Source organism: Allostigmatella hybrida (genome assembly GCF_020103775.1).
GTDB lineage: Bacteria > Myxococcota > Myxococcia > Myxococcales > Myxococcaceae > Hyalangium > Hyalangium aurantiaca.
Genome location: NZ_JAHXBH010000003.1, coordinates 26957 through 53499, shown reverse-complemented (window position 1 = coordinate 53499; position 26543 = coordinate 26957). Strand labels below are relative to the sequence as shown.

Sequence of the window (26543 nt, the reverse complement as noted above, 5' to 3'; positions counted from 1 at the left end):
GGGAGCCGTCGATGAGTGCACACACCCGCGCGCCGTTGCTGCTGGGCCTGCTGGGCGTGTGCCTGGCCTGGGCAGGGTGCGCCCAGCAGGACGCCGATGGGTTCGGACCGGGAGGTGGCAACGAAGCCCCCACTCCGAGCAGCCCGTGCTCCGTGGACGAGGATTGCCCGGATCCGGCGCTTTTCTTCTGCAACGCGGCCACCTCGCGGTGCGAGGCCTCGTGCCGGACGGCCCTGGACTGTGGCGCGGAGCGGCGGGGGACGTTCGCCCTCGGCGAGTGCGACCGCAACCCACTGGGCTGCCAGTGCGACGAGGGCAAGTGCGTGCTGGCCCTGTGCGCGGGGGATGCCGCCTGCGGCGCACAGGTGTGCCGGGATGGACGGTGTGTGGCCCCGCCGCCCGCCGCCCAGGCGGCCACGTGCCAGGTGACGCCCGCGTTCGCCATGGGCCGCCAGGGCACGCAGACGCGCTTCAGCGTGACGGTGAACGACGCCCAGGGGCAGCCCCTGGTACCGGGCGGGGGCATCGCCTGGAAGGCCTCCAGCGCGGCGGTGACCGGGGACGAAGAGGGGACCGAGGCCCTCTTCACGGTGGTGACGCCGGAGCGGGCCCTGGTGCGCATCGAAGCCCAGGTGGGCAGTGCGCGCTGCTCGGCCCAGCTCTCCATCCTGGGAGCGGAGGTGGAGGCCCACCGCGTGCGCGTGGTGGTGACGGAGGAGCTGTCCGGGACGCCGCTTCCGGACGTCCTCGTGGGCGTCTCCAACGCGGAAGGGGCGCTCACCAGCACGGGCACGACGGACGCGGAGGGCGTGGCGCTCGTGCCCGCCTCGGACCGGATGAACCTCACCGCCTTTCATCCGGAGTACGGCTACCTCACGCTGGCGAACCTGGACGGGGAGGCCGGTGGCCGCGAGGTGCGGATGCCCCTGCGGCGCAACCCGCTGGAGGTCCACGGCGGCATCCGGGGCCAGCTCCAGAACCGGCCCGTGGGCCCGTACCTCCACATGGGCCTCATCGGGCTGTCCCTGCCCGGCCAGGGGGTGGACCGGGTGGAGGCGCAGCGCCGGGGGCCCCGGGAGGCGGTGACGTTCGAGCTGAGCGGCCAGGTGCGCACGTGGGCCCTGCCCACGAACGTCACCCTGGCCACCCCCGCCACGGCGGCCCAGGTGGCGTACGTGGTGCCCGGCCTGGAAGGCGGCTGCGCCGAGGCGCCGGTGGCGGCCACCGGGGAGAACCCGGGCAGGCTCGCCCCCCGGTGCGGACTGCGCACGGCCTGGGCGCTGGCGGGGGACGTGCCCACCGCCGAGCTGCCGCCGGATCTCTTCGGCGCCTCCCAGGACACCACCCAGCTCCTCGCCCAGACCATCCCGCTGCTGCGGCACTTCCACTCCTCGGCCGTGCGGGATGTGCGCTTCGCGCTCGAGCCCATTCCGGGGGCCTCCCAGGGCTTGCCCGAGTTCCGCGACACGCGGCATTACACCGCCGTGGATCTGCCCGCGTCACAGATGCCGCTGGGGTTCCCGTTCGTCGTGCGGGTGCCCTCGCTCCCGGTGTACCGCGGGGCCTTCCTGAGCCATTCCTTCGTGGTGGGCGCCGTGGATGTGCCGGGACGGGGGCGGGTGCCGCTGGGGCTGGGGCTCGCGGTGAACGTGGCCCCCGCGGATCCCAACACGGACCTCCAGGCGGGCCTGTCCGCGCCCGGGCTCGTCGCGGTCCGCATGGCCCCCGCGCACCACGGCCTGGAGGGCCATCCCTACCGGCTGATCGTCATGGCCAGCACGCACGCGGCCACGCTGGAGGAACCGGCGGGCCAGGCCGTGAGCGGCGTGGTGGAGCCGCTCGCCGCCCCGCTGTTCGATCCCCGGGGCCTTACGCCGGTCACGCTCTCCAGCGGCTTCCTGCCCATCCCCGAAGGGGCCCGCTACAACTTCGAGCCGGTGCCCTCCGGGATGCTCCAGGGCCGCCAGTTCTGGTTCACGAACAGCTCGGGCCGGGTGGGCACGTTGCTCCGGGTGAGCTTCACCAACCGGTTCGGCCGCCAGTGGACGGTGCTGTACGAGCCCTCGCTGGAGACGCCCTCCGTGCGGCTGCCGGTGCCGCCCGCGCCCTTCGAGGACCGGACCTACTTTGGCGATCTCACCGGGACGCGCTCCCTGCTGTGGGTGCAGACGCTCGCGGTGCGCGCGCCGGAGGGCAAGCGCCTGAGCCTGGCGATGCTCGCGGAGGGACAGACGGCGTCGCTGGCCCAGTTGGATGCGTTCACCCGGGCCTTCTCGGTGCTCGATTACCGCCGCCCGGAGCTCACCTGGCTCACCCCGGAGGCTGACGGGCTGAGCGTGCCGCGAGGCTCCACCGTCCGCGTGCGCGCCACCGGCTTCCACCTGGGCCCGGCCCCGGAGGGCGAGGGCTTCGTGCAGCTCTCCTTCGTGGGCGGCGTGGGCTGCGAAGGCCAGACGGTGCGGGGCGAGCGAAACACCGCCGGGGACGTGGACCTGCGCCTGCCCTCCGCGTGCTCGGGAAACGACGTGTCCCTCACGGCCACGCTGGTGGATTCGAGCGGGCTGCCCCTTCGTCCGCCAGTGGCCTACACACGCCGGATTCACATTCTTTGAATCTTTCCAAGACCTCACCAAGGACGGGGGACCTCGGCTGGCTTTCTCGAATTTCGAGATGATACCCTTGTCCGGGTATGGCGCAGAGAGAGACCGTCGTCACGCTCATCTCGAAGATCTCCGATCGTCCGGTGAACCTGGACGCGGCGCTCGTCGTCATCTACGGCATGGATCTGGGGCGGAAGTACGACTTGTCCCGGAGCGAGAGTGTCATCGGCCGTTCCTCCAAGTCGGACATCCCGCTGGATCAGGAGTCGGTGAGCCGCACGCACGCGCGCATCACCAACACCGTGAAGGGCGTCCACATCGAGGACCAGGGCTCCACCAACGGCACGTTCGTCAATGATCACCCGGTGACGAGCCCCCAGGAGCTGCGCAACGGGGACCTGGTGAAGATCGGCCGGACGATCTTCAAGTTCATCGCGGGCGGGAACATCGAGGCGGCCTACCACGATGAAATCTACCGGCTCACGACGATGGACGGGCTGACCCAGGTCCACAACCGCCGCTACTTCGACGAGCAGCTCGACCGCGAAGTCTCCCGCAGCCGGCGCTACGAGCGGGCGCTGTCGCTGGTGATGTTCGACGTGGACCACTTCAAGCACATCAACGACAAGCGGGGGCACCTGGCCGGAGACTACGTGCTCAAGCAGCTGGCCTCCGCGGTACGCGTGAACATCCGCCGGGAGGATGTCTTCGCCCGCTACGGGGGCGAGGAGTTCGGAATCCTCCTGCCAGAGGTGGACGCCAAGGGCACCCGGCTGTTCGCGGAGAAGGTGCGCCAGAAGGTGGAGCAGACGCACTTCACGTTCGACAAGCACCCCATCTCGGTGACGATCTCCCTGGGCTGCGCCCTCCTCCTGCCGGAGCACCGCGAGCCGGGAGATCTGGTGCGCGCCGCGGACGAGAAGCTCTACGAGGCCAAGAACAAGGGCCGCAACCGCGTCTGCGGTTGAGGCCCCTGGCCCGGCCGGCCGCTCAGCCCGCGAAGACGGAGCGGCGCTCGCGCAGCAACGCCTGGAGCATGCCCTGGATGGACTCGCGGGTGCGCTCGGTCAGCCGCTGCACCTCGGCCAGATCATTCGCGGCATCCTGGCTCAGGCCCTCCATGCTGATGGGCTCCCCGAAGCGCAGCGTCCACTTGGCGGGCAAGGGCAGGGGCCCCGTCAGCGGCAGGTACGGCACCCCGAGGAAGCCTGCGGGAATGCGGCCCAGCAAGGGCGAGGTCTCCTCGGAGCCGACGATGGCCACCGGGATGATGGGGGCCCCGGTGCGCAGCGCGAGCTTGACGAAGCCGCCCCGTCCGAAGCGCTTGAGCTGGTAGCGCTGGGCGAACGGCTTGCTCATCCCCTGGTAGCCCTCGGGGAACACCAGCACCGGCCGCTGCTCGTCCAGCAGCCGCAGCGCGTTCTCGGGGCAGGCGCGCACGGCGCCCAGCCGGTTGAAGATCGTCCCCAGCACGGGCGCGTGGAAGATCTGATCCTCCACCAGCCAGCGCGGCTCCCGCAGCTCCGGGCGCTCCCGGAGGATGGCCTGCGTGGCCACCAGCCCGTCGAAGGGCAGGGCGCCGGAGTGGTTGGCCACGAGGATGGCGCCCCCCGCGGGGATCATGTCCACGCTCTGCAGCGTGACGCGCCAGTACCGATCGTAGAGGAAGTCCAGCAGGGGCTGGAGCTCCGACACCAGCTCCGGATCCCGCCCGTACTCGTCCAGGGACGTGCTGCCATGGGTCCCCAGCCCCGCGCGCATGGCGTTCACCACCCCGTGCGCCGCCTCCAGCGTCCGGCTCATCGAGGCGCTCGACAGCGCCTGGAAGACAATGTCCTTGGCCAGGGCGAACACACTGCCCGGCGGCGTGGCCGTTACCTGCTCGGCCTGGGGCTGCTCCGGGGAGAAGGGCTCTTCCTGCTGCGCCTCGGGCTCCTCCGGCGCGGGCACCAGGGACAGGGGCGCCTTGCGCGCGGGAGGGAACTCATCCTGCGACGGGTCGGGCACCTCCTCGGGCGTGTCCTCGGCCTCCGCCGGCGTCTCCGCCTGCGCGCCAGGAGCCTGGGCCGAGAGGGCCACGCCCAGGACCGCCTCCGCGGTGGCTTCCGCGGCCTCGGCGACCACGGCGGTGGCCAGCTCCCGGTTCCACGCGGCCTCCAGCGAGTTGGGCTCCGGGGCCGTTCCCTCCAGGGCCTGCTGCGCCCCGAGCGTGAGCAGGGTGGCCACGGCGGTCTCCGCGGCGGCCTCGGCGGCGGCCTGGGCCGCCTCGAGGGCGGGGGCGGTGGCCATCACCACGTCCACCTCCTGCTCCCGCGCGGCCTGGGCCGGCACGGCCTCCTGGGACGCGGCCACCTGGGGGAGGGGCTCGGCCCGGCGACGGCGGGACACCTCGGGGGCCGAGGGCTCCCTCAACCGCGGGAGCGGCTCCTGCGCGGGGGCGGACGTCCGGGCCGGTTTGCGCTCCCGGGGCGGCTTCGCGGCCTTGGGCGGCGCAGCCTTGGGAGAGGCGGCCTTGGGCGGCTTCGCGGCCTTGGGCGGCGCAGCCTTCGGAGGGGCGGCCTTCTTCGCTTTGCTCCGGGGCGGAGCGGCCTTCTTGGACGCGGCCGCCTTGGGAGCCTCCGCGGCGGGGGATTGGGGCTCGTTGGAACGCTGCGCGGCACCGCGCTGAAACGGGTCGTTCCCGAGCACACCCTTGGTGGCCATGACTCAGCTCCTCCTCAGCGCCGCGGCGGCGTCCCGGGCGTGATGGATGGGGATGAAATTGAGCTCGTTCTCGGCGCGCTCGCCGTCCGCGACCAAGCTGTAATGGATGTAGTCGAGCAGGGCGATCGGCAATCCCGAGGCCCCGACCGCATCCATCAAGTGCAAGGCTGTCCGGAACAGGGGCCCCGGCACGGGCAGTGGCCGGGCTCCCGCCTGGTAGACCAGGCCAGAGAGCGGCAACACGCCCTGGCCCACGATGTTGAACTCCCCGGAGGCATTCGCCGTGAGCGCCAGGTGGAGCGCCCGCGCGGCATCGTCCTCGTGGACGGCCTGCCAGAGCGGATCAAACCCCATCAGGGTGGGCACCACGGAGCGGCGGAGCATGCGGGTGGCAGGGTTGTCCACCGAGGGGCCGAGCACGGGGGCGAAGCGCAGCACGAGCACACGCGTCGCCGGGTGGCGCGCGCGGAAGGCGCGCACCTGGCCCTCCACCGCCACCTTGTCGGTGACGAAGCGGCTCAGGGGGCAGCCGGAGAGCGGCGCCTCCTCGCGCAGCAGGGCAGGGTGTTGGCTCCGGGCCCCGTAGACGGCGGTGAGCGAGGGCACCACGAGCCGGGGCACCCGCACGCGGCCCGCGGCGGCCAGGACGTTGATGGTGCCGGCCACCTCCAGCTCGTGCGCCACCGAGCCGTTCATCATGGGCCCGAAGGGGAAGGCCAGGTGGTAGAGCGCATCCACGGGGTTCTCGGACAGGGCGTCGGTCAGCTCGCTCTCGGCGTCGTGGCGCGTGAGGTCCACCCGGTGGAACTCCACCTTGGTGCCTCCCGGGTTGGCCACATCCAGGACCACCACGCTCTGCACGGCGGAGTCCGCTTCCAGCCGTGGCAGCAGCAGCTTGCCAAAATCCCCACTGGCGCCGGTGACGGCGACGCGCAGCCCCCTCTTTCCTGCCTGGGTCGCATCCATATTCCGGGTCGAAGGTGTTAGCCCAACCGGCGCTGGATTGTCAGCCTTTCGAGCAAAGAAAGGGGGCCAACGCGCTGGGTGTTGCGAGCCATGTCCTACCCTGAGAGGCTGCATCGCACCATGGCCCGCATCGCCCGACTTCGTGACGACCTCATCAACAAGATCGCCGCCGGCGAGGTGGTGGAGCGCCCCGCCTCGGTGGTGAAGGAGCTGGTGGAGAACGCCCTGGACGCGGGGGCCCGCACGGTCCAGGTGGCGCTGGAGGGCGGCGGCCTGCAGCGCATCGTCGTGTCCGATGATGGACATGGCATGGGGCGCGAGGACGCGGTGCTGTGCCTGGAGCGCCACGCCACCAGCAAGCTGCGCGAGCTGGACGACCTGGAGAACCTCGCCAGCAAGGGCTTCCGGGGCGAGGCGCTGCCGGCCATCGCCGCCGTGTCCCGCTTCACCCTGCACACGGCCGAGCCCGATGCGGAGGTGGGCACGCGGGTGACGGTGGAGGGTGGGGCGGGGATGCACGTGGAGGAGGCACCGCCGCGCGTGGGCACCGTCATGACGGTGGAGGACCTCTTCTACAACACGCCCGCGCGGCTGAAGTTCATGCGCCGGGGGGAGACGGAGCTCAAGCACGTGGAGGAGGCCGTCATCCGGATCGCCCTGGCGCACCCGGAGGTGTCCTTTCTGGTGGAGCACGGCGGGCTGCCGCTGTTCACCAGCCCCGCGTGCCAGGAGGACCCCACCGAGCGCATCGCCGCGGCGCTCGGCACGGACGTGCACCCGCACCTGTTTCCCGTGGAGGAGCGGCGGCTGGGGCTGAGCGTCACCGGCCACATCGCCTCCCCCGAGTACACCCTGCCCACCGCCCGGGGCATCTACACCTTCGTCAACCACCGCTACGTGCGGGACCGGGGCCTCATCGGCGCCATCCAGCGCGGCTACCAGGAGTACCTGCCCTCGGGGCGCCAGCCGCTCGTGGTGCTCTTCATCGACGTGGAGCCCCACGCGGTGGACGTGAACGTGCACCCGCAGAAGATGGAGGTGCGCTTCGCGGACTCGCGCGGCGTGTACGACGCGGTGCTGGCCGCCGTCGTCCGCACCATCCGGGCCGCGCCCTGGCTGGGCCCCACGCCGCAGGAGGCCGACCCCCGGCGCCAGGCGGCCCACTATGCCCAGGCGGTGGAGCGCTTCCTCACCCGGGCCCAGGAGGCCACCTGGGGCGCCCCCTTGCCGCTGCCCTCGGCCGCGGACGCGCCCACGCCGCTCGCCCTGGTGCCCGCCGCGCCGGTGCCCATGAGCCGCGCCCCCGCCTTTGGCCAAGCGCTGCCCCAGCTCAACGAGGCCCCGCCGCCGGGGTACTTCGCGGCGCTGCGCCCCCTGGGGACGCTGGGCGGGCGCTTCCAGGTCTGCGAGGGGCCCGGCGGCACGCTGGTGGTGTTGGATCCCCACGCAGCGTTCGAGCGCGTGCGGCTGATGGACTTCTCCCGCATCCTGGAGGAGGGAAAGACGCCGCCCCCCTCGCTCTTCGGCACCACGGTGGAGCTGCCCGTGCCCGCGGCCCGGGCCCTGGTGGGCGGGCGCGAGGCCCTGGCGCGGCTGGGCATCGACGCGGAGCCCTTTGGCGGAACGAGCTTCGCGCTCAAGACGGTGCCCCCGGGCCTGGAGGGCGCGGACCCGCGTGCGCTGCTGGAGGCGCTGGCCCAGGCGCTGCCCCCCGCCGGGACGCCGCCGGACGCGGTGGGCCTGGCCGAGGCGCTGCGAGTGATGGCCTGCCATGCGGCCCAGACCGCCCCGGAGAAGCTCTCCGACGCCCAGCTGCGCGCCTTGCTGGAGGAGTTGGACACGGCGGACTTCCACCCCACGTGCCGCCACGGCACGGTGGTGGTGCTGGAGATGCCGCTGCTCGAGCTGGAGCGCCGCGCCCGCTGAAGCCCCGTGCCGTACCCGGCCATAAAATTGACGCTCCAAGGGTCACTGTTACGGTGCGCCACATTCCTGTAGCGCGGGTGGAAACGAGGACGGATGCATGCGCGGTGTCATCACCCTCCGGGACGTGCTGGCGAACCTCGGCGTCGTGCTGCGGGAGTTCGGCGCGCTGTGCGTGGTGCGGTGCCTGCTCGCCTCGGTGCGCCGTCAGCGCACGACCTTCCTGGACATCGCCGTGCGCAGAAGGGGGCCCTGATGCGCTGGGGCTTCGCCCTCGCCGCAGTTCTCTGCGCCCCGGCCGCCTTCGCCAGCGAAGACGGGCCGCTGCTGGAGGGCGTGGGCCGCATCACCGTGCAGGGCGGCTGGCGGCTCGTCGCCAACGATACTTTTTATGACCGGTACGCCTCGCGGCCGGAGAACGCCGGGCTGGAGCCGTCTCCCCGCTCCCAGGGCAGCCCCATCGGCATGGCCTCCTTCGCCTATGCCATCACGGACCTGGTGGAGCTGGGGGTGGATCTGTTCGGCACGCTGGAGCGGCTCCAGCTCACCGGCCAGCCCCGGTTGACCACGATCTCCTATGGAGCCCTGCTGGGGCTGCGGCTCCAGGGCGGCCTGAACGTGGGCCCCGAGGGGCTGGTGCCCTTCGTGGGCGTGCTCACGGGACCGCTCCTGGCCTCGGCCGCCTTCGAAGGGCAAGCGGCCAAGGAGACGCTCATCCAGGCCTGGGGGGCCACCGTGGGGGCGACGTTCCGGCTGACACCTGTCTGGGGCCTCACCGCCGAGTACCGTCTGGTGCGGGCCCGGGGGGCGGTCGAAGCACCCGGCCGGAGATTCGGAACATTCAACGCAGGGGGCAGTTGGTTCGGCCTGGGCATCACCTACACCTTCCCTCCAGGCCCCTCCGAGCCCAGCCGGAGGTTCTAGCTGGGCGTCAGGCACCTGTCCCCCTGCCTGCTGACAGGAAGGGGCGGGAAATGAGTTTTTTCCAAACCCTGTTCCGCTGCCGGAAAGTCATTGATCCGACAGGGGAACTTTTAGAATGCGCGAGCCGGTCGAAGTCGTTTCCGGGTCCAACAGAAAGATGTCCATGGCATCCGAGCACAAGCCAGAGGTTGATAAGGAACTGTCGGAAATCCGCAAGGAGGTGATCGAGGCGCGCAACCTCGTCATCAAGACCGACAACCTGCTGAAGAACCTGCACGCCGAGGTGAAAGCCGTCGGCAAGCGGCACGAGGACTTCCAGAAGCGGCAGTGGATCTCCTCGGGGGTGGCCTACGCCCTCTTCGCCATCCTGGCCGGGGGAGGCGCGCTGCTCATCAGCAATGCGCGCACCTCCACCGCGGGCGCCGAGCGGGAGCGGCTGGAAAAGATGGTGACCGACCTGACGTCGGAGCTCGAGAAGCAGCGCACGGAGCTGGCCGCGAACCAGGGCGCCCAGCGCTCCGCGGCCGAGGTCTACAAGCTGATGACGACGCTGCCCGGCGACGAGCGGCTCAAGGGCATCGACGCGCTGGTGAAGCTGGACACCACGCGCCTGTCCGGCCTGGAGCGCCAGGCGCTCAACGATCGCGCCACGCTCCTGCGCAAGGAGATCGGCGACGCTGCCTTCGAGCGCGGCAAGGCCGCCTTCCGCCGCAACGACATGAACGGCACCGTGGAGGACCTCTCGCGCTTCATGGCGATGAACCCCACCGAGGCGGACGCGCTGGATGCGTCCTTCTTCCTGGGCGCCGCCTACAACAACCTCGGCAAGCACGACAAGGCCGTGCCGCTGCTGGCCCGCTTCGTCGATGGGGACAAGCGCTCCAAGACGCGTGACTACGCCATGGTGCTGCTGGCCCAGTCCTACCAGGAGACCAACCAGGTCGAGAAGGCGCTGGCCACCGTGCGTGACGCGATCGCCAACTACCCGGCGACCCAGTACCTCGGGGCGATGCGCGCGCGCCTGAACTCCGCCAAGCGCCAGCTGGCGGGCCCCGATGCGGCGCCCGCGGTCCCCGCGCCCGCCGTGGCGGCGCCCGCGCCTGCGGCCCCCGCCCCCGCGGCGCCGGCCCCGGCGGCGCCCACGGGCCAGTAGTCCAGCGTTTCTGCTCCCCGTCCCACGGGGGGATGGGTGTTGCCACGCGGGGCCCACGGTCGTAAGACCTGGGCCCCGTGTCCGTTCCCGACCCCCGCAGTTCCCAGTACCGTCCCTTTCGCGCCGCCACCTACGGGACCTACCTCGTCCTGGTGACGGCCTTCTGCTTGTGGCTCATCGTGAACGTCAGCCGGTCGGTGGCGTCGATGACGCCCGAGCATCTGCCCGCGGCCGGCGAGGTGCTCAGTTACGCAGAGTGCCTCCAGGGCGCACAGCGGTTGTGGACCGAGCTCGAGAGCGAACGCGAGAAGCTGGTGCGCGCCTCCGAGATCGCTCCCCGCGATGTGGATCAGCAGTGGATGCGCGTTCGCACCGGCTGGCTGGAGAAACTGCGGATGCAGGAAAGTCAGTGTGCCCTGGGCTCACGAGACCGCTCTGAATTGCGCACTGTCTTCCGGCGCCTGGACGAGGTGCAGGACCTCTACACGATTCATGCCGTGCAGTACGCGGGCGAGGTGGGCGGCGCGGTGGATGCGCTCCAGTCGGCCTTTGCCGCCGCGCGTCTGAAAAGCAGTCCGCGCTCCCCGTGATTGGCTTCATGTGAGTGTTTCACATAGCGGGTTGGGTTGGACCCCGGGGATGTAAAGACAGACCCCGGCGGCAGCATCGGCCTGTGTTTCAATCGTGCAGATCGATTGGATTCACCAGGAGGCAAGCGTCTCTTTCCGTTGCGTGTCACGTATCGCTGTTAACGTAGCGATGGGACCTCTTCTCATGGCGTGCTTTGGGCCATGGCTGAGGTCCCGCGAAGCCAATACAGTGGTCTTACGAAAGGAGTCGCCCATGAGTGAGTTGTTGGCGTCGACGGACGTGAAGAAGCCGCACGTGCAAGAGATGGCGCATCAGTGGGAGGCGCATCTGCATTCCGAGTTCCAGGCCAAGAGCACGGATGAAGCGCTGGCGACCATGACGGACACGCCCCGCGTGAACATCGTGCCCTTGATGGTGGGAGGGTTGAACTCGGAGGAGCTGAGGGTCTTCTACTCCCAGCACTTCCTCAACCAGCTCCCGCCGGACATCGCCTTCGCGCCCATCACGCGCACCGTGGGCCAGGGCCGGATCGTGGATGAGTTCGTGCTGAAGTTCACTCACTCCATCCAGATGGACTGGATCCTCCCGGGCGTGCCCCCCACCAACCGGTGGATCGAACTGGCCATGGTGGTCATCGTCCAGTTCAACCCGCAGGGAGACAAGATCGAGTCCGAGAACCTCTACTGGGACATGGGTTCCATCATGCTCCAGGCAGGCCTCATCGATGCATCGCTGCCGGTGCGCGGCGCGGACCACGCGCGGCAGGCGCTCAACCCGGTCATGCCGATGAATGAGCTGATTACCCGCGCTCAGGGCTGAGCCCCTCGCTCCACCTGCCGCTCCCAGAAGCCTGTCCGCCGGCCGCGCATGCGCCGGGGGATGGGCTTCTCTAGCGTGTGGGGAGCGTGGCCGTGTAGTCCCCGGCGCTGTCGGCCACCGTCTGGGCCAGCCGGATGGCGGTGGGCTTGCCGGCCACGTTCACCACACGGAAGAACTGGATGTCGGCGTAGGGCACCCCCGCGGTGCCGTGCGTGCCCTGCGTGCCGCCCAGGGTGACGCGGCCGGTGACGCGGCGCCCCTTGGACAGGGTGAAGGGCTCCAGCCGCAGGTCCTCCGTGGGCAGCACGGGCACGAAGCGGCTGACGCGCGGCAGGTTCTCGCCCGGCATGAAGTCGAAGCGGTACTCGCCCGGATCCAGGCGCAGGCTGTAGGCCCCCTCCTCATCGGTGGCGGAGCTCACCTCGGCCCCCTGGGCCGGCCAGGGCCAGCCGGTGACGGCCCCCACGGGATCGGCCACCACGCGCACGCCGGCCGCGGGGCCGCCCTCGGGCCGGAGCAGGACGCCCCGGACGACGACCTTGTTGGGGCAGAGCACCTCCAGCCCGGAGAGCCCCTCCGTGGGGACGCGCGTGGGCTGGCGGGTGATGCCCGCGGCCACGTTCCCGGGGGGAATGGCATAGAGCATCAGCGGCGTGTCCGGCAGGCTCGGCAGGGACAGCAGCTCGAAGCGGCCCTCGGCCCCGGTCCGGACGGTGACGCTGTGGAACTGGCCGCCCCCCTGGACCTTGCCCTGGAGGTACACGCTGGCGTTGGGCACGGGCTGGCCCGCGCGGTCCACGACACGGCCGCTCACCGGCACGGCCGTGCCCGCCTCCTCCAGGACGAGCGGCGCGGTGGTGCCCGGGCGCGGGTCCACGGAGAACTCCCGCTGGGGAAACAGGCCGCCGGCCCGGGGGGCCGTCACCTGGACGAGGACATGCTCCAGCCGGGCGGCGGACGGGGGCAACGTGAGCAGGAAGTCTCCCGTCTCGCGCGTCACGGGAACGCGCTGGGACAGGGGCCTCAGCCCCTCATCCAGCGCCTGGATTTCCAGCTCCTCGTTCACGGGCTGGCCCCCCTCCCGCACCACCTTGCCGGTCAGCCGGGTGAGCGAGGCGGACGCGGGCAGGAGAAAGTCGAGCGGCACGGCCCAGCCGGGCTCCACCCGCACGCCTTCGGTGCGCAGCGGGGGCAGCGAGGTGTCCCGCGGCACCAGCGTGACGGTGTAGGCCCCGGCGCCCACCGCGAGCTGGTAGCCCTCGCGGGTGGGGACGAGGTTGCCCTCGAAGCTGCGGGCGAGCCCCGGAATGAGCAGGCTCTCGCCGGTGGCCCGGACGAACACGGGGCTCAGGTAGGACACGGTGGCGGGGGTGCCCTCCGGGGTGAGCTCGGTCAGCTGTCGGCTCACCTTGCCCTGAAGGGTGGCGCGGCCGAACAGCTCCAGGTTCTGCTGGGGGCGCAGGTTCGTCACGGCGAAGTCCTGGGCGTGCAGCCCCGCGGCGGGATCCGGCTTCACCTCCACGACGATGTTCTGGCCCGGGTCGCCGCACCCGTCCGCGAAGCACACCTGGCCCTCCGTGCACTCGGCATCGCTGCGGCAGACGAGCTGAACATCCTCGCTGTCGTCCGGCAGGTAGGCACAGGCGGCGCCCACAAGGGCCAGCCCCAGGAGCGCGGCGCGGGGCAGCCTCATGTGCAGTCCCCCTGCACGGTGGTGACGAACCACGAGTAGGTCACCACATAGCCGGGGTTGACGATGACGCCCCCGTCGCTGCCCTCGTAGGTGATGGACTCGGGCTGGCGGTTGGCCAGCAGGCGGGAGTCCGTCACCAGCGCCTCCACCACGTGGGTGCCCGGCTCCCGCAGGGGGCTGTTGGCCGCGCGCAGGTTGATGTTCAGCGTGCCGCGCTCGCCGCGCTGGGCCTGGCCGCTGCGGGAGAGGTCCGTCTCCCGGTACGGGCCAATGGGGTTCTGCGGGTTATAGTCCAGGTACCACTTCACCGAGATGCGGTCGTCCACGTCCGGATCCTCCACGATGACGGAGAACACCAGGTCGCAGAACCCCGCCGCGCCGAAGTCCTGGATGACGCGCGCCTGCGGCTCGGTCTGGGACTCCACGAGGCGGGGAGGGCGGTTGCGGCGCTCGGGCAGCTCCTCCAGGAAGATGTCGTCCTGGGGAAGGATGCAGCCGCTGGCCGCGCACACGGCCCCCACCCACGCCAGCCACCGCATCAGAACTCCTCCTCTTCGGGGGGCAGGGGCCGGCCACTCTTCTCCGCCTCCATCTTCTCCAGGTGGCGGAAGATGGTGCGCGGATCCACGCCCAGGTCCTTGGCCGTCTTGGTGCGGTTGCCGTTGTTCCGGGCCAGCACCTCGTTGATGTAGCGCTTCTGGAACTCCTCCTTGGCCTGGAGCAGGGGCATGATGGGCTCCAGGTTCTCCGGCTTGAGGTCCAGGTCATCGGCGCCCAGCAGGGGCTTGTCGGCGAGCACCGAGGCCTTCTTGATGCGGTTCTCCAGCTCGCGGATGTTGCCCGGCCAGGCGTACTTCTTCATGGCCACGGTGGCCGCCGGGGTGAAGCCCCGGACCTTGGAGTTGAACTCCTTGGAGTACTTCTGGAGGAAGAACTTGCCCAGCACCTGCACGTCCTCGCCGCGCTCGCGCAGCGGGGGCAGCTTCAGGGTGACGACGTTGAGCCGGTAGTAGAGGTCCTCCCGGAAGGTGCCCCGCTTCACCTCCTCTTCGAGGACTTTGTTGGTCGCGGCCACGACGCGGATGTCCACGGGCTCGCCCCGGTTGTCGCCGACCTTGTAGACGACCTTCTCCTGCAGCGCGCGCAGCAGCTTCACCTGGAGCTGCAGGGGCAGCTCGCCGATCTCGTCCAGGAAGAACGTGCCGCCGATGGCCGCCTGAAACTTGCCGGGCCGGGTGGCCACCGCGCCGGTGAAGGCGCCCTTCACGTGGCCGAACAGCTCGCTCTCCAGGAGGTTCTCCGGGATGGCGCCGCAGTTGATGGTGATGAAGGGGCCCTTGGCGCGCGGCGAGTGGCGGTGAATCTCCCGGGCGATCAGCTCCTTGCCCGTGCCCGTCTCGCCGGTAATCAACACGGAGATGTCCGTGAGGGCGATCTTGTCGATGCGCTTGTACACCTCTTTCATGCCCTGGCAGGCCCCGATGATGTCGCCGTAGCGCTGGTCCTCCAGCTTCTTGCGCAGCTCGGTGTTGTCGAGCTTCAGGTCGTTGACCAGCAGCGCGTTGTGCAGGATGAGCGAGGCCTGCGCCGCGAAGATGGTGAGCATGTCCAGGCTCTTGGGCTCGAAGCGGTTCACCAGCCGGTCGTTGCCCACGTAGATGAGGCCAAACAGGCTCGCCTTGTGCATCAGCGGCACGCACATGACGGAGTGGACCTTGAGGTTCACCACCGACTCGCTGGCCTTGAACTCGGGCGCGTCGATGGCGTCGGCGAGGATGAGCGGCTTCTGCTCCTTCACCACCTTGGCGATGATGGAGTCGGACAGCTTCTCCACCGCGTCCTCGATGTTCTCGCGGGAGAGGTTGCGCGCCACCTTCACGCGCGGCTCGTTGCTCTCCAGCAGGATGAGGAAGCCCTTGTCGGCGCGCGTCACCTCGATGGCCTCGTCCATGAGGCTCTCGAGGATGCGGTCCAAGTCGTAGCTGCCCAGCAGCCGCTCGCTGAAGGCGGTGAGCCGGCGCAGCATGGCCAGCTCGCGGCCGGGCACGCCGGGCAGCTCGGCGGTGTGCGAGTCGGGGTTCTCCTCCACGGTGATGGTGGGGGCGGGCGAGGGGGTGGGGCGCGGCGCGGAGGTGTCGCGCGAGAACGTCAGCTCCGTCTGGCCCACGCGGATGACGTCCTGGGAGGCCAGCACGTGCGAGTCGCGCTTCTTGCCGTTGATCTGGAAGGTGGCCCCCAGGCTGCCCACCTGGTAGCGGCTGCCATCGAAGAGCACGTGCAGCGCGCTGTCCGGGACGGCAGGGTCATCGAGCGGCACGTCGTTGTCCGGCCCACGTCCGATGCTGGTGATGCGCTTGAGCAGGGGGACCGTGCGGACCTTTCCGTCCGGGGTGCGAACGCTGAGGCTGGCCATGGTGGGACGATTCCTGGTGAGACCGGAGGCTAGAAGGTGAGGGTGAGGCCGGCGCCGAGCCCGCCGGAGGTGGGGAAGAGCTGGAGGCGGGCCGAGGGGCTCCGGCCCGGCTCGGGGGCAGACGGGGCCGGCTCGGGCCGCTCCTCGATGGAGGTCCGGACGACCTGGTCATCGTGGTGGTAGAGGGCATCGGCCACGCCGAGCGCGTAGATGCTGTAGAAACCGGCCGCCGAGCCCACCTTGAGCAAGCGCCAGGCGTCGGCCTGGCCGGAGCGGCGGGTGGGGATGTAGCGCACGGTGATGGAGGCGCGTCCCGTCTCGGTGAGCACGTCGTCCAGCTCGATGGTGGAGGTCTCGAAGAGCGCCTCGTAGGCGAAGTAGGCGATGACGCTGGTGACGGCGAGCACGCCCTCGGTGGCGGCGAAGATGATGCCGAGGCTGTTTCGGCCCTGCTGGAACTGGCCCGCGCCGAAGGGGACGAAGTTCACGAGGAAGTTGCGCTTCTCCACGGTGCGCACCGTCACCTGCCGGGCCAGCGCCTCGACGCGGCGGCGCTGCTCCTCGGCGGCCAGCCGCTCGCGCTCGCGCCGCTCGGCCTCGCCCCGGGCGCGCTCCTGGCGCAGCCGCCGCTCCTGGCGCAGGAACTCCAGCTCCGAGGCCATCCGCTCCTTGAGCTTGTCGAAGTACGTCACGGCCGGGGGGGGCACCACGAACGGATCCAGGCTGCTGTCCGGATCCAACCGGAGCATCGCCGCGAAGTGCCGCTCCGCGTCCGTCATCCGCTGGAGGTTGAAGGCCGCCAGGCCCGCCAGCTCGTGCAGGTCCGCGAGCTGCTGCTCGTTCAGGTTGCCCCGGTCGATCCGGGCCTTGGCGCGATCGATGACCTCGGCGTACTTGCCGTACTCGAAGTTGGAGCGGATCGCGGCCACCTCGGGGTCCGACTCCTGCGCGTGCGCGCGCAGGGGGACGAACAGCAGGGGGACGAGGAACAGCGCGAGACACAGGCCACGGCTCATTCGGCGACGAGGCTCCCGCGCAAGGTGACGGGCTTGCCGGGCTCGACCATGACCGCGCGCTTCTCGGTCCGGTAGCCGGGGTGGCTCACCTCGTACTCCACGCGGTGCTGGAAGCTCGCAGGCCCGCGGGGCGATTGGATGTCGAATGGGTGCTCCAGACTGTCGCGCGCCGTGCGCCGCTCCTCTCCCACGCGGACCTGGGCCTCGGGGGGCTGGTAATCGAAGGAGAGCCGGGAGGCCTTGAGCAGGGCCCGCAGCCGGAAGACCTTGTCCCCGTCCGCCGCCACGTGGATGGTCTCCACGGCGTCCTCGCACCAGTCGCACCGCACGGTGATGGTGTGCGGCCCGGGCGTCAGCTGGAGATCATGCTGCGCGAGGGGCTGGGGGCTGGGCGGCATGTCATCCACCTGGATGGCGCCGTAGGGACGCACCAGGATGGAGACATGGACCTTCGCGGGCCGGTGCGGCTCGGGCTTGGCCTCGGAGGGGGCGGGCGCCTCGGCGGGCCGGGCGGGGGCCTTCTTCGGGGCCGCCCCCGGGCTGTCCGCGGGCTCCGGGGCGGGGGGCGTCACCGGCAGGAGCAGGGGCGCACGCGCCGGGAGCTCCTGCTGCGGGGCCTCGGCCGGGGGCTGCGGGGCCGGGGGCGTGAGCGGGGCCACGGGCGGTGACGCGGGCGCGCGAAAGAGGAAATAGCCCCCCGTGCCGAGCGCCGCGGCGAGGACGAGCGCCGTTCCGGCCTGGAGGCCGCGCTTTATCCAGAGCTGGCGGCGCCGGGCCCGGTTGAAGCCCTCCAGCATCGCCAGGGCGCGGGCGTTCTGCGCGTCCAGGGCGAGCACCTGGTTGAGGCTGGCCAGGGCGCGCGGAGTCCGCTTCTCGGCGAGGAAGCGCTCGCCGCGCTCCAGCAGGGCCGCGACGAGGCGCTGGCGGGCGGCCTTCTTGTAGGAGGGCGGATCCGCGAAGAAGGAGGTCAGCTCCTCGCCGACCCGGGGAAAGCCCAGCCCGGCCAGGTAGTCGGCGAGCGCATCCCGGAGGCGCCCCGCGTGGGGGTACCGGTGGTGGCGATCCCTCGCCAGGCAGGTGGCGATGATCTCCGCCAGCTCATCGGACAGCGAGCCCACGCGCCGCCGGGGATCCTCGTACGCGCCATCCAGGATGCGCTTGAGGGTGGCCGTCGTGTTGGGGGCGGTGAAGGGCAGCCGCCCGGTGACGAAGGCGTAGAGCATGATGCCCAGCGAGAAGACGTCCGCCTCGGGGCCCGCCTCCAGGCCCTCGATGATCTCCGGCGCCATGTGGGCCGGCGAGCCGACGAGCGTCCCCGTCACCGTCATCCGCTCCTCGGTCTCCAGGAGCTTGGCGATGCCGAAGTCCATCAGCTTGAGGACGCCGTCCTCGCGGACCATGACGTTCTCGGGCTTGAGGTCGCGGTGGATGACGCCGGACTCGTGCGCGTGGGCGAGCGCCGCGGCCAGCTCGTGGATGAGCATCGCGGCCAGCTCGGGCGGCTCCAGCCCCCCCTCGTCCAGGTACTCCCGCAGGGTGTGGCCGCGGATGTACTCGGTCACGATGTAGGCGTTCTGGGCGTCGGACGCGGAGAAGTCGAACACCTCCAGGATGTTGGGGTGGTGCAGCCGGGCCACCGCGCGGGCCTCGCGGGCGAGCCGCTTGCGGGCCTCGTCCTTGCTGGCCAGGTGCGGGTGCAGCACCTTCACGGCCACTTCCCGGTCCAGGGCGGTGTCCAGCCCCTTGTACACGACGCTCATGCCCCCCGAGCCCAGCTGCTCGAGGATGCGGTAGCGACCGATTTGACGGCCAACGAGCGTCATCGGGTGCAAGCAGTCCCCACCGGGTGCACGCCGCGTTTCAGGAGCCCCCGGGTCCACGCCTCAAGGCCCCGGAGGGCACCGGCGGCAGTCAGGACTCCGGGGCTCAGGGAACGGGGCATGGTCGGACGCGGGTGTCAGGGACAAGAAGGCGCCTATGACAATGGCGTCGGGGGGGAGTTTAGGAGGCGACTCCGGGGTCCGCAACGCGCGAATCGAATCGGGGGGCTTCAGCCTCCCTTGCGCCGCTTCCGGGCCGCGAGCCGATCCAGCAGGGCCTGGAGCAGCGGCTCGGTCTCCTTGGGCAGCGCCCGGTCCGTGGGCGAGCGGCCCGAGGTCACCCGGGCGAGCTGGAAGAGCTCCAGCAGGCGCTCCTGGATGAGCTCGTTGTCGGGACGCTGCTGGAGGGCCCGGCGGTAGGCGGCGGCGGCCCCCGCGTAGTCCCCCAGGGCGAAGAGGCGCTCTCCTTCCTGAATGGGAGAGGAGGGGCCGAGCGTCAGCCGCTCCTCGCGGGGCGCGGCGGAAGCCCGCTGCAGGGCCTGCAGCTCCATGGGCTGGAGCGACTCGCGCAGTTGGGCAAGCCGCTGGGAGAGGGCTTCATCGGAAGGGCACTCCCGGACGAGCGTCTCGTAGAGGCTTACGGCTTCGGCCAGCTCTCCGCGGCGCAGGGCGCGTTCTGCACGCGCCTGCATCTCGGCCCGGGCTTCAAGGGTCATCGCGGGGACAAGGTTACCGTGCGGGCCCCGGCCGCGCACGGGGTTATCCTCGGCGGGGCCTATGTTCCTTGCCGCGCTTGCCGCCAGCCTGCTGTTGACCCAGGGCGCCCTCGGCTCCGAGCTGCGCAAGGACGGCTACGGCTTCCAGCCGCCCGAGGGCTTCGTGATGGTGCACCCGGAGCCCTTCGCGGGGAGCCGGGCGGGCGCGGTGACGCTGGAGCCAGACAGGCCCCGCTTCCTCTCGGCGGCACTGTCGGATGGCGAGGGGCCGGAGGCGGCGGTGCTGCTCGTCTCGGTGGTGGAGGAGACGTTCTCGGCGAGCCCCTCGGAGCGCGATGACTTCAGCGCGGCGGTGGTGCGGCACTTCGAGCGGGAGCTGGGCCTGGCGCTCACACCGGAGCGCGTGGACCGGCGCATGGGGCCCGTGCCACGGGTGGAGGTGCTGGGAACCCTGCGGGAGGCGGGGCAGGTGAGGACGGTGCTGGTGGCGGGGCTGGCGTCCGTGGGGCGGCACGCGGTGGTGATGGTGAGTGCCCCGGCGGTCCGCTGGGAGGAGCTGGCGCCCCAGGTGCAGGCCTCGCTGGAGACCTTCCGGATGGAGGCGCCTGCCCATGTGAGCCTGTCCAACCGGACCACGGGGGCCCTAGCCGGGGCCCTGGCCGGAGCGCTGGTGGCCTCCTACATGGCCTGGCGCCGGCGCCGGCCAGAGAACACTTCCATGTAAGGGAGACGGCCCCACGGCTGGGTTCACCCTCCGTGTAAACAGACATACATCCGTCCAAACCAGCCATTTTTCCGCCGTCTTGGTGAGCTGTCTGTTGCGTTGGAGGAAAACGCAGGGTGCGCCCGAAGGCCAGTCGCCCCCTCCAGAAGGGAAGACTTATTCATCCGGCGGATTTTTCACGCCCGCAATGCGGGAGGAGCGCTGCCCATGATGGCCATGAATGCGATGCCGATGAACTCCACTCAGAGCATGCCGATGGGAAACATGATGCCCATGCCGATGATGGGCATGAACCCGATGATGGGCGGCATGATGGGGATGAACCCCATGATGGGCGGCATGATGCCGATGATGGGCATGAACCCGATGATGGGCGGCATGATGGGGGTGAACCCCATGATGGGCGGCATGGGCATGCCCATGATGATGCCGATGATGATGCGTCAGATGGCACCGATGATGGTCCGGATGACGTGTGAGATGACCAAGGACGGCATGGTCTGCAAGATGATGCCGATGGAAGGTCAGGACATGGCGATGATGAAGGAGTGCTGTGACGCCATGAACTCCATGATGGCCATGGGCGCGCCGATGATGATGATGTGCAACGGCATGCCGATGATGATGGGCATGGCCCGCTAAGGCCTGCTCAGCCGACTTCCTCGGCATAGGACATCACCAGGTACATGGTGATGTCCTCGGTCCCGACGTTCCGGTACACGTGGGGCTTGTCCGCCTCGAAGAGGATGGCATCCCCGGTGGCCAGCAGGTGGTGATCGGCCCCGATCTCCATCTCCAGCGTGCCCCGCGTCACGATGAGGTTCTCCATCGTCCCCGGGGGATGAGCGTCCGCCTGCTCCTCGCTCTGGGCCTTCAACGTCAGCTCGTAGAACTCCACCCGGCGCGGCTCGTCGAACGGGAACAGCGCGCGGGAGGTGAAGCGCCCATCGTGCGAGGTGAGCCGCTTGGCCTGCAGCGCCCGCATCAGCCGGGTTCCCGCGCCGCCCGAGTTGCTGATGAGCGCCGAGAACGGCAGATCCAACGCCCGGGCGATCTTCCAGAGCACGTTGATGGTGGGCGCGCTCTGTCCCAGTTCAATCTGTCCCAGCATGGCCCGGCTGACGCCGGAGGCCTTCGAGAGCCGCTCCAGGGACAGTCCTCGCTGGATGCGCAGCCGGCGCAGGTTCTTGCCCACCACGGGGGCCAGGTCCTGGTCCGCGTCCGGGTGCGCCACCTCGTACGCCCACGCCGCCTCGCCTCCCGGAGGGGGGCTGGACGCCGGGGCCTCTTCGGTGGGCTCTGGCGCCTCGGATGGCTGCTCCTCCGGCTTGCGGCGCGATGCGCCCTCGCGGCCCTTGCGCCCTGAATTCTCCCGAACGGACTTCATAGCGGCCAGACTATGACCCACACCCAGATGGGGATCCATGGGCGGGCAGTAGGAGAAGACCGCATCATCGAACACTGGGCAGCCCTCCGCTTCTTGCGAAAGTCCTCCAGGTCAATGACGGCGGCACTCATGGGACGGCCTCTTTGAAGTTGGACGTTTGTCCGTAAAAGCGGATGACTGAATATCCGTTGGAGCGGACGCGCTGTCAACGGCGGTCCATCAAACAAGCGCTTGGAGGGCTCATCCCTCGAAGGAGGAGGCCTGGCCGCCGGGGCCCTGGCCCGCCAGGGGCTTGTGGGGCGCATAGAGGTTGCGCACGAAGCGGGTGAACAGGTGCTCCTCGTTCCAGCGCTGGCGCGCCATGCCGTACACGCCCGGGGCGCGCAGGTCATGGGCGGTAATCGAGGGGACGAACTCCCGCTCGCTGTAGAGCGCGAACACCTCGTCCACCATGGCCCGGCTCCGGTAGGTGCGCAGCATGACCCGGTAGATGAGCTCGTTCTCCTCCTGGGTGAAGGCCAGCCCCTGGACCGCGTGGGCCATCTCGTGGAAGACGAGGTGGGGCTCGGTGCCCAGCTTGTCCTGCCGCAGCGCGATGCGGGCCCGCTCCCAGCTCGGATGGTCCCAGAACAGCCCCGCGGCCTGCGGCGACACGGACCGGGGATAGCCGTACTTCGCCATGGGCTGCCCGGCGGGGATGAAGTCCACGGTGAGGGGGCGCGAGGCCTCCAGCCGCCCGATGAGCTGCAGGTTCGCGGAGAGCTGACGGACGATGTCGCCCTCGGCGCGCTGGAGCAGCTCCGCGGGGGCCCCATGGGCCACGAAAGTGATTCTCGCCTTCACATAGGCCCGGGCGCGGGCGGGGCCCTCGGCGGGAGGCCGCCCCTGGCGCGACTCGAAGACGTCGCCGCCATTGAGGAGCATGAAGGCGGACAGGGGCAAGCGGCGCCCGTGTTCGGCCGCCAGCGGGGTGATCTCCGGCGTCGAGCCGTCCACGGTCTCGTAGGTCGGGGGAGCCATGGCTGCATGATGCAACCAAACGGCCTCAGGAAAAATGTCCTCCCGCACGCTGGACGGCATGTTGGTGGGCCATGGCGCGGCGCAGCTTCGCCATCAGCACCTCCACGTTCACGGGCCGCACGAGCACATCGTCCGCCCCCGCGTCGATGCCCGTCATCACCCCGGCCGGGTCCTCTCGCGGCACGATGAGGAACACGGGCAGGTGGGCGGTGGCGGGCGAGGCGCGCAGCACCCGGAGCAGGGCGTGCACGTCCCCATCCGGCAGGGGGGCCTCCAGGATGGCGGCCAGGGCCCCGGCCAGGGACTGCTCGACTTCGGCCAGGGTGCGCACGCGCTTCATGCCGAGCCCGTCGGCCATGAGGCGAAGCTGGAGCGTCAGGGCCGTGCTCAGATCGTTGTCCACCACCACGACCCGGGGCGCCGTGCTGCTTACCCCGTCGGCTCCCGTGCCCAGCTCCTGGGCCAGGGCCTCGAGGGCCACCGGGGTCAACCGCTGGCTCTTGCGCAAGGCCAGCAGGGCTTCGATGACCTCGGTGGCGCTGGGCTGGGCGCTCTGGGTCTGGAGGACGAACGCCGTCGCGGCCAGGACCGCCAGGGCCAACCGGTCCGGGGGGGGCCCCGCCTCGGCCCCGCCGGACAGCACCGCCGTCAACAGCTCCGCCACCTCCGGCAGCTCGCTGCCCACCAGCGAGTGCACGCGCGCCAGCGAGGGGAGCACGAAGTGCGAGGCCTCCTCCATCCGGGCCCCCAGCGCGAGCGCGGCCGCCGCGGTGCCCGCCAGGCTCTCCTCGACGCTGCCCGCGCCCAGCCGCACCGCGCAGCGCCGCGCGAGCCGAACCAGCAAGGGCGTCATCATGGCGCTGCCACCCATCATCGCCACGGCGCTCTCGAGCATCCGGGCTTGGACCGCCAGCTGCCGGGCCAATGGGCCGCCTTCACCGAGCAGCACCGTGCTGAGCGAGGGCAAGCAGCGCACGCCCACCCCCGGGTAGGCGGCGCGCAGCCGCGCGGCCACCCCCGGAGGATCCACCACCGCGTCCTCCAGCACCAGCACGAGATCATACCCACCGAGCGCCAGGGCCTTCTCGGCGGTGCCCGCGGGGCTCTCGGCCGCGGCGATGCCCTGATGCAGGAGCAGCTTCACGGCGATGTGGACAGGCTCGGGCGTATCGCCCACCACCAGCACCATGCGGGCCCGCGAGCTGCTGCCGGGCAGGACGGGGGCGCGCGCCGGGGGCGTGGGCACCGGGGGCGGCGTCAACGCGCGCGAGAGCCGGGGGGGCTCCAGGGAGGGCTCGTCACCCGGCTCGGCCTCGAGATCGAGGTTGACCATGGTGCGGCCGGTGAAGCGCTCCACGAAGTTCAGGACCCGCTCCCGGTTGAAGCTCGTCTCGCTCTTGTCCTCGGGCTCCTCGCGGGCCTCCTCCCCCAGGTAGAAGCGCCGGATGGCCCGGCGGATGGCGGGCTCGGTGGCGAACAGGCCATGCACCGAGATGGAGCCGGTGGCGAACTTCAACGCGTCCAGGACCTTGAGGTCCCTCGGCTCCAGCATCGCGCAGTACAGCTCCCGGCTGCGCAGGGCCACCGGCACCGCGCAGAGCTTCTCGCACAGCTCCATGGGCATCAGCCGCGTCAGCTCCACCGGAACAGGCATCGTGTGGAGCCGCTCGCTGGAGATGTGGGGCAGGCCGGACTGCTCGGAGAGGGCCCGGACCAGCTCCTCGGCCTCCACGAGCCGCTCGCCCACCAACACCTGTCCCAGCTTTCCCCCCGCGCGCTTCTGGAGCGTCAGCGCCTGCGTCAGTTGCTCGGAGGTGAGCATCCCCCGGGCGAGGAGGATGTCGCCGATGCGGCGGCCCGCGCGGGGCCGTGCGGTGGGGCGGTACGGGGCGGGGGCAGGCAGGGGCTCACTGCCGGCAGAGACCCGCGTCGGCTCCTGCGCGGACCGCGGCAGGGGAGGCGGTGCCGGGGCCCGTCCCGAGCCCGGGGCAGGGGTGGCGCGGATCAAGGTGGTCGCGGCGGGCAGGAGCGCGGAGGAGAAGGGCTGGAGCACGGGCGGGGCCACGCCGCGGGGCGTGTCCCGGTTCTCCAGGTGGATCTCCTCGCCCCGGGCCCCGGGCAGATCCTCCAGCGGCGAGCGCCGCGCGGGGAAGGCACGGCCGAAGAGCGAGGCGATGTCGGTGGTGCCCACCCGGAGCCGGTGATCGAACAGGAAGCTCTGGAGCGCCGAGGAGAACTCGTGGGCCGTGCGGAAGCGGCCCGCCGGTGAGAAGGCCAGGGCCCGCTGGAGGATGCTCCACAGCGGGGCGGGGACGCCCGGGATGGGCTCCAGCGCGCGCTCGTTGAAGGCGCTCAGCTGCTGGACGATCTGAAGCTGGGTGCCCTGAAGCAACTGCCTTCCCGAGAGCAGCTCGTGGAGCAGCAGCCCGAGCAGGAAGATGTCGCTGCGTTGATCCACCGGCTTGCTCAGCACCTGCTCCGGGGACAGGTAGTTGATCTTCCCCTTGAGCACCCCCGCCTGCGTTTCCTGGTGCCCATCGGCGACCTTGGCGATGCCGAAGTCGGCGAGCTTGATCTCCCCATTGCCGCCAATCATGACATTGGAGGGATTGACGTCCCGGTGGACGATGTTGAGCGGCGCCCCGGTGGCATCCGTGCGGGAATGGGCATACGCGAGCCCCTCGGCCACCTGCTGGGTGATGAAACACACCTCGCGCAATCCCAGCGCGAGCGGGCGGGTCCGGGCGGCCTTGAGGAGGGCGCGGAGGTTCTCCCCATCCACGAACTCCATGACCATGTAGTACTGGCCCTTGACGGCACCGAGATCCAACACCTGCACCACGTTGGCGTGCTGGAGCGCCACGCACACCTTGGCCTCGCGCAGGAACAGGTGAATGAACGACTCGTCCTGCCCAAAGGACGGGAGAATGCGTTTGACGGCCACGGGCTTCTCGAAGCCCTCGGCCCCCACCATCTTGCCGAGGAAGACCTCGGCCATCCCACCCACCGCCAGTCTTCGAATGATCCGGTACGTCCCCACGACTGCTCCCCCCCCAGGTGGCCGGTAGCTCACGCCCGGGCGGGGCCCCGGCGCGATGGATGACCATCATCCCATTGATCCGGGGCGGCGGAGCCAGCCCCAATCCCAACGAGTGCTCCTCACGCAACGAATCTACAGGGGCTTGAGCTGCTCACCCGACCAGGCCAGCACGCCCAGCAGCCGCAAGGACTTGCGTCCCCCACTCAGATTCCCCACGCGCTCGGCCCCCATGACCACCAGGGTCTTGCCCGAGGGGGACAGGAAGAGCCGGTCCAGTCCTGGCCGCCAATAGCCCGCCGCGGCCGTGGTGTACTCATACGGGGTGCGGCGGCTGAGCACCTTCGTCCGGGTGCCGCCCTTGAGCACGGACAGCTCTTGCTCCAGCACGCCTCGCTGCAGGCTCTGCTTCGGCTTGGGCGGCTGCGGGACGAGCCGCTCGGCGTACTCCAGGGTGTAGGGGGCCTGGGGGCCGTCCTCCACCCGGAGGCCTCCCGCTTCCGGGGGAAAGAGAAGCTCCTTGGCGGGCGCGCCCATCTGGATGCCCAGGGCCTCCAGCCGCTTCAGCGCCGCATTGAGCCGCTCCTGGGCCTGGGTCAGGGGGGTACAGGTGCCCGCCTCCTGAATGGGGAAGAGCGAGAGGAGCCGGCCTCCCTCGTAGACCAGCACGGTGAGGCTCCCCCGGAAGGGGTGGCCCTCGCCGTTGACGTAGCCCTCGCAGGCCTCGGGCTCCCGGTCCTCCTGGGGGGAGGCAGGCTGCGACCGGGCATAGAGCCGGACGGCGAAGCGCTTCTCATCGGACGACCAGCCGATGACCTGGGCCACATGGTCCCCCTGGCCTTTCGCGAGCGGATCCTGGGCCGCGAGCAGGGTGGAGGGAAGGAGCAGGGCACAGACGCAGAGCGGGGCGAGGAGGGGGTGCATGCGAGGGATCTCCCGCAGCCATCCTGGCATGGTGCGGCACGAAGCCCGAAACAACCCTTTCCCGGGCAACCTGACAGGTCTCCCTGGGGTGGCCTCGCGCGCCCTACCTGTTGG

General features: G+C 70.6%; 22 protein-coding genes. 10 read left to right on the top strand and 12 right to left on the bottom strand.

Features of this window, described 5'->3' with window-relative positions:
- Positions 1–11 precede the first annotated feature (11 nt).
- Both KY661_RS07310 and KY661_RS07305 read left to right on the top strand, forming a co-directional pair.
- A complete protein-coding gene (locus KY661_RS07310) occupies positions 12–2612 on the top strand; it encodes a carboxypeptidase regulatory-like domain-containing protein (RefSeq protein WP_225409533.1) in 2601 nt (866 codons plus the stop codon).
- A 77-nt stretch (positions 2613–2689) separates the two neighbouring features.
- Complete coding sequence (locus KY661_RS07305) at positions 2690–3568, top strand: GGDEF domain-containing protein (protein WP_225409532.1); 879 nt, start codon at positions 2690–2692, stop codon at positions 3566–3568.
- Positions 3569–3590: 22 nt separating this feature from the next.
- On the opposite strand, the gene KY661_RS07300 is transcribed toward KY661_RS07305, so the two are convergent.
- Both KY661_RS07300 and KY661_RS07295 read right to left on the bottom strand, forming a co-directional pair.
- Complete coding sequence (locus KY661_RS07300) at positions 3591–5303, bottom strand: lysophospholipid acyltransferase family protein (RefSeq protein WP_225409531.1); 1713 nt, start codon at positions 5301–5303, stop codon at positions 3591–3593.
- A gap of 3 nt (positions 5304–5306) precedes the next feature.
- Positions 5307–6269 (bottom strand): SDR family oxidoreductase, encoded by a 963-nt coding sequence (locus KY661_RS07295; RefSeq protein WP_225409530.1) that lies wholly within the window; start codon positions 6267–6269, stop codon positions 5307–5309.
- Between the two features lie 120 nt (positions 6270–6389).
- Here KY661_RS07295 and mutL point away from each other — a divergent pair, with 120 nt between their 5' ends.
- The 6 genes from mutL to KY661_RS07265 all read left to right on the top strand — a co-directional run bounded on the left by mutL (position 6390) and on the right by KY661_RS07265 (position 11679).
- Positions 6390–8195, top strand: coding sequence for a DNA mismatch repair endonuclease MutL (gene mutL / locus KY661_RS07290; RefSeq protein ID WP_225409529.1), 1806 nt, complete (start codon positions 6390–6392; stop codon positions 8193–8195).
- 97 nt (positions 8196–8292) lie between these two features.
- Positions 8293–8448, top strand: coding sequence for a hypothetical protein (locus KY661_RS07285; protein WP_225409528.1), 156 nt, complete (start codon positions 8293–8295; stop codon positions 8446–8448).
- Complete coding sequence (locus KY661_RS07280) at positions 8448–9116, top strand: hypothetical protein (RefSeq protein ID WP_225409527.1); 669 nt, start codon at positions 8448–8450, stop codon at positions 9114–9116. The genes KY661_RS07285 and KY661_RS07280 overlap by 1 nt, the downstream gene beginning before the upstream one ends.
- 163 nt (positions 9117–9279) lie before the next feature.
- Positions 9280–10269: a tetratricopeptide repeat protein gene (locus KY661_RS07275; protein ID WP_225409526.1), complete on the top strand. Its 990-nt coding sequence runs from the start codon at positions 9280–9282 to the stop codon at positions 10267–10269.
- Positions 10270–10346: 77 nt separating this feature from the next.
- On the top strand, positions 10347–10859 hold the full coding sequence (locus KY661_RS07270) for a hypothetical protein (protein WP_225409525.1): 513 nt from the start codon (positions 10347–10349) through the stop codon (positions 10857–10859).
- Between the two features lie 253 nt (positions 10860–11112).
- Entirely contained in the window at positions 11113–11679 is a 567-nt protein-coding gene (locus KY661_RS07265) for a hypothetical protein (protein ID WP_075005309.1), read from the top strand.
- Positions 11680–11749: 70 nt separating this feature from the next.
- On the opposite strand, the gene KY661_RS07260 is transcribed toward KY661_RS07265, so the two are convergent.
- From KY661_RS07260 to KY661_RS07235, 6 genes are all read right to left on the bottom strand, one after another.
- Positions 11750–13372, bottom strand: coding sequence for a carboxypeptidase-like regulatory domain-containing protein (locus tag KY661_RS07260; protein WP_225409524.1), 1623 nt, complete (start codon positions 13370–13372; stop codon positions 11750–11752).
- Positions 13369–13911, bottom strand: coding sequence for a hypothetical protein (locus KY661_RS07255; protein ID WP_225409523.1), 543 nt, complete (start codon positions 13909–13911; stop codon positions 13369–13371). The genes KY661_RS07260 and KY661_RS07255 overlap by 4 nt, the downstream gene beginning before the upstream one ends.
- Positions 13911–15785 carry a sigma 54-interacting transcriptional regulator gene (locus KY661_RS07250; protein WP_225409522.1) on the bottom strand — a complete coding sequence of 625 codons (1875 nt, stop codon included), beginning with the start codon at positions 15783–15785 and terminating at the stop codon, positions 13911–13913. Before KY661_RS07250 ends, KY661_RS07255 begins: the two co-directional genes overlap by 1 nt.
- 29 nt (positions 15786–15814) lie before the next feature.
- Entirely contained in the window at positions 15815–16801 is a 987-nt protein-coding gene (locus KY661_RS07245) for a hypothetical protein (protein ID WP_225409521.1), read from the bottom strand.
- Positions 16798–18624: a serine/threonine-protein kinase gene (locus KY661_RS07240; protein WP_225409520.1), complete on the bottom strand. Its 1827-nt coding sequence runs from the start codon at positions 18622–18624 to the stop codon at positions 16798–16800. The genes KY661_RS07245 and KY661_RS07240 overlap by 4 nt, the downstream gene beginning before the upstream one ends.
- Before the next feature lie 227 nt (positions 18625–18851).
- Positions 18852–19337: a tetratricopeptide repeat protein gene (locus tag KY661_RS07235; RefSeq protein ID WP_075005315.1), complete on the bottom strand. Its 486-nt coding sequence runs from the start codon at positions 19335–19337 to the stop codon at positions 18852–18854.
- A gap of 61 nt (positions 19338–19398) precedes the next feature.
- Between KY661_RS07235 and KY661_RS07230 the strand changes: the two genes are divergently transcribed.
- Both KY661_RS07230 and KY661_RS07225 read left to right on the top strand, forming a co-directional pair.
- Entirely contained in the window at positions 19399–20061 is a 663-nt protein-coding gene (locus tag KY661_RS07230) for a hypothetical protein (protein ID WP_225409519.1), read from the top strand.
- Between the two features lie 207 nt (positions 20062–20268).
- Positions 20269–20703, top strand: a complete 435-nt coding sequence (locus KY661_RS07225; RefSeq protein ID WP_225409518.1) for a hypothetical protein — start codon at positions 20269–20271, stop codon at positions 20701–20703.
- A 7-nt stretch (positions 20704–20710) separates the two neighbouring features.
- Here KY661_RS07225 and KY661_RS07220 read toward each other — a convergent pair whose 3' ends face one another.
- From KY661_RS07220 to KY661_RS07205, 4 genes are all read right to left on the bottom strand, one after another.
- Positions 20711–21448, bottom strand: a complete 738-nt coding sequence (locus tag KY661_RS07220) for a helix-turn-helix domain-containing protein (RefSeq protein ID WP_263436791.1) — start codon at positions 21446–21448, stop codon at positions 20711–20713.
- Positions 21449–21688: 240 nt separating this feature from the next.
- Entirely contained in the window at positions 21689–22468 is a 780-nt protein-coding gene (locus KY661_RS07215) for a hypothetical protein (protein WP_075005319.1), read from the bottom strand.
- A gap of 25 nt (positions 22469–22493) precedes the next feature.
- Positions 22494–25508, bottom strand: coding sequence for a protein kinase domain-containing protein (locus KY661_RS37525; protein ID WP_225409516.1), 3015 nt, complete (start codon positions 25506–25508; stop codon positions 22494–22496).
- A gap of 132 nt (positions 25509–25640) precedes the next feature.
- The gene (locus KY661_RS07205; protein WP_225409515.1) at positions 25641–26429 is read right to left on the bottom strand and encodes a hypothetical protein; all 789 of its coding nucleotides are present in this window, start codon (positions 26427–26429) and stop codon (positions 25641–25643) included.
- Positions 26430–26543 lie beyond the last annotated feature (114 nt).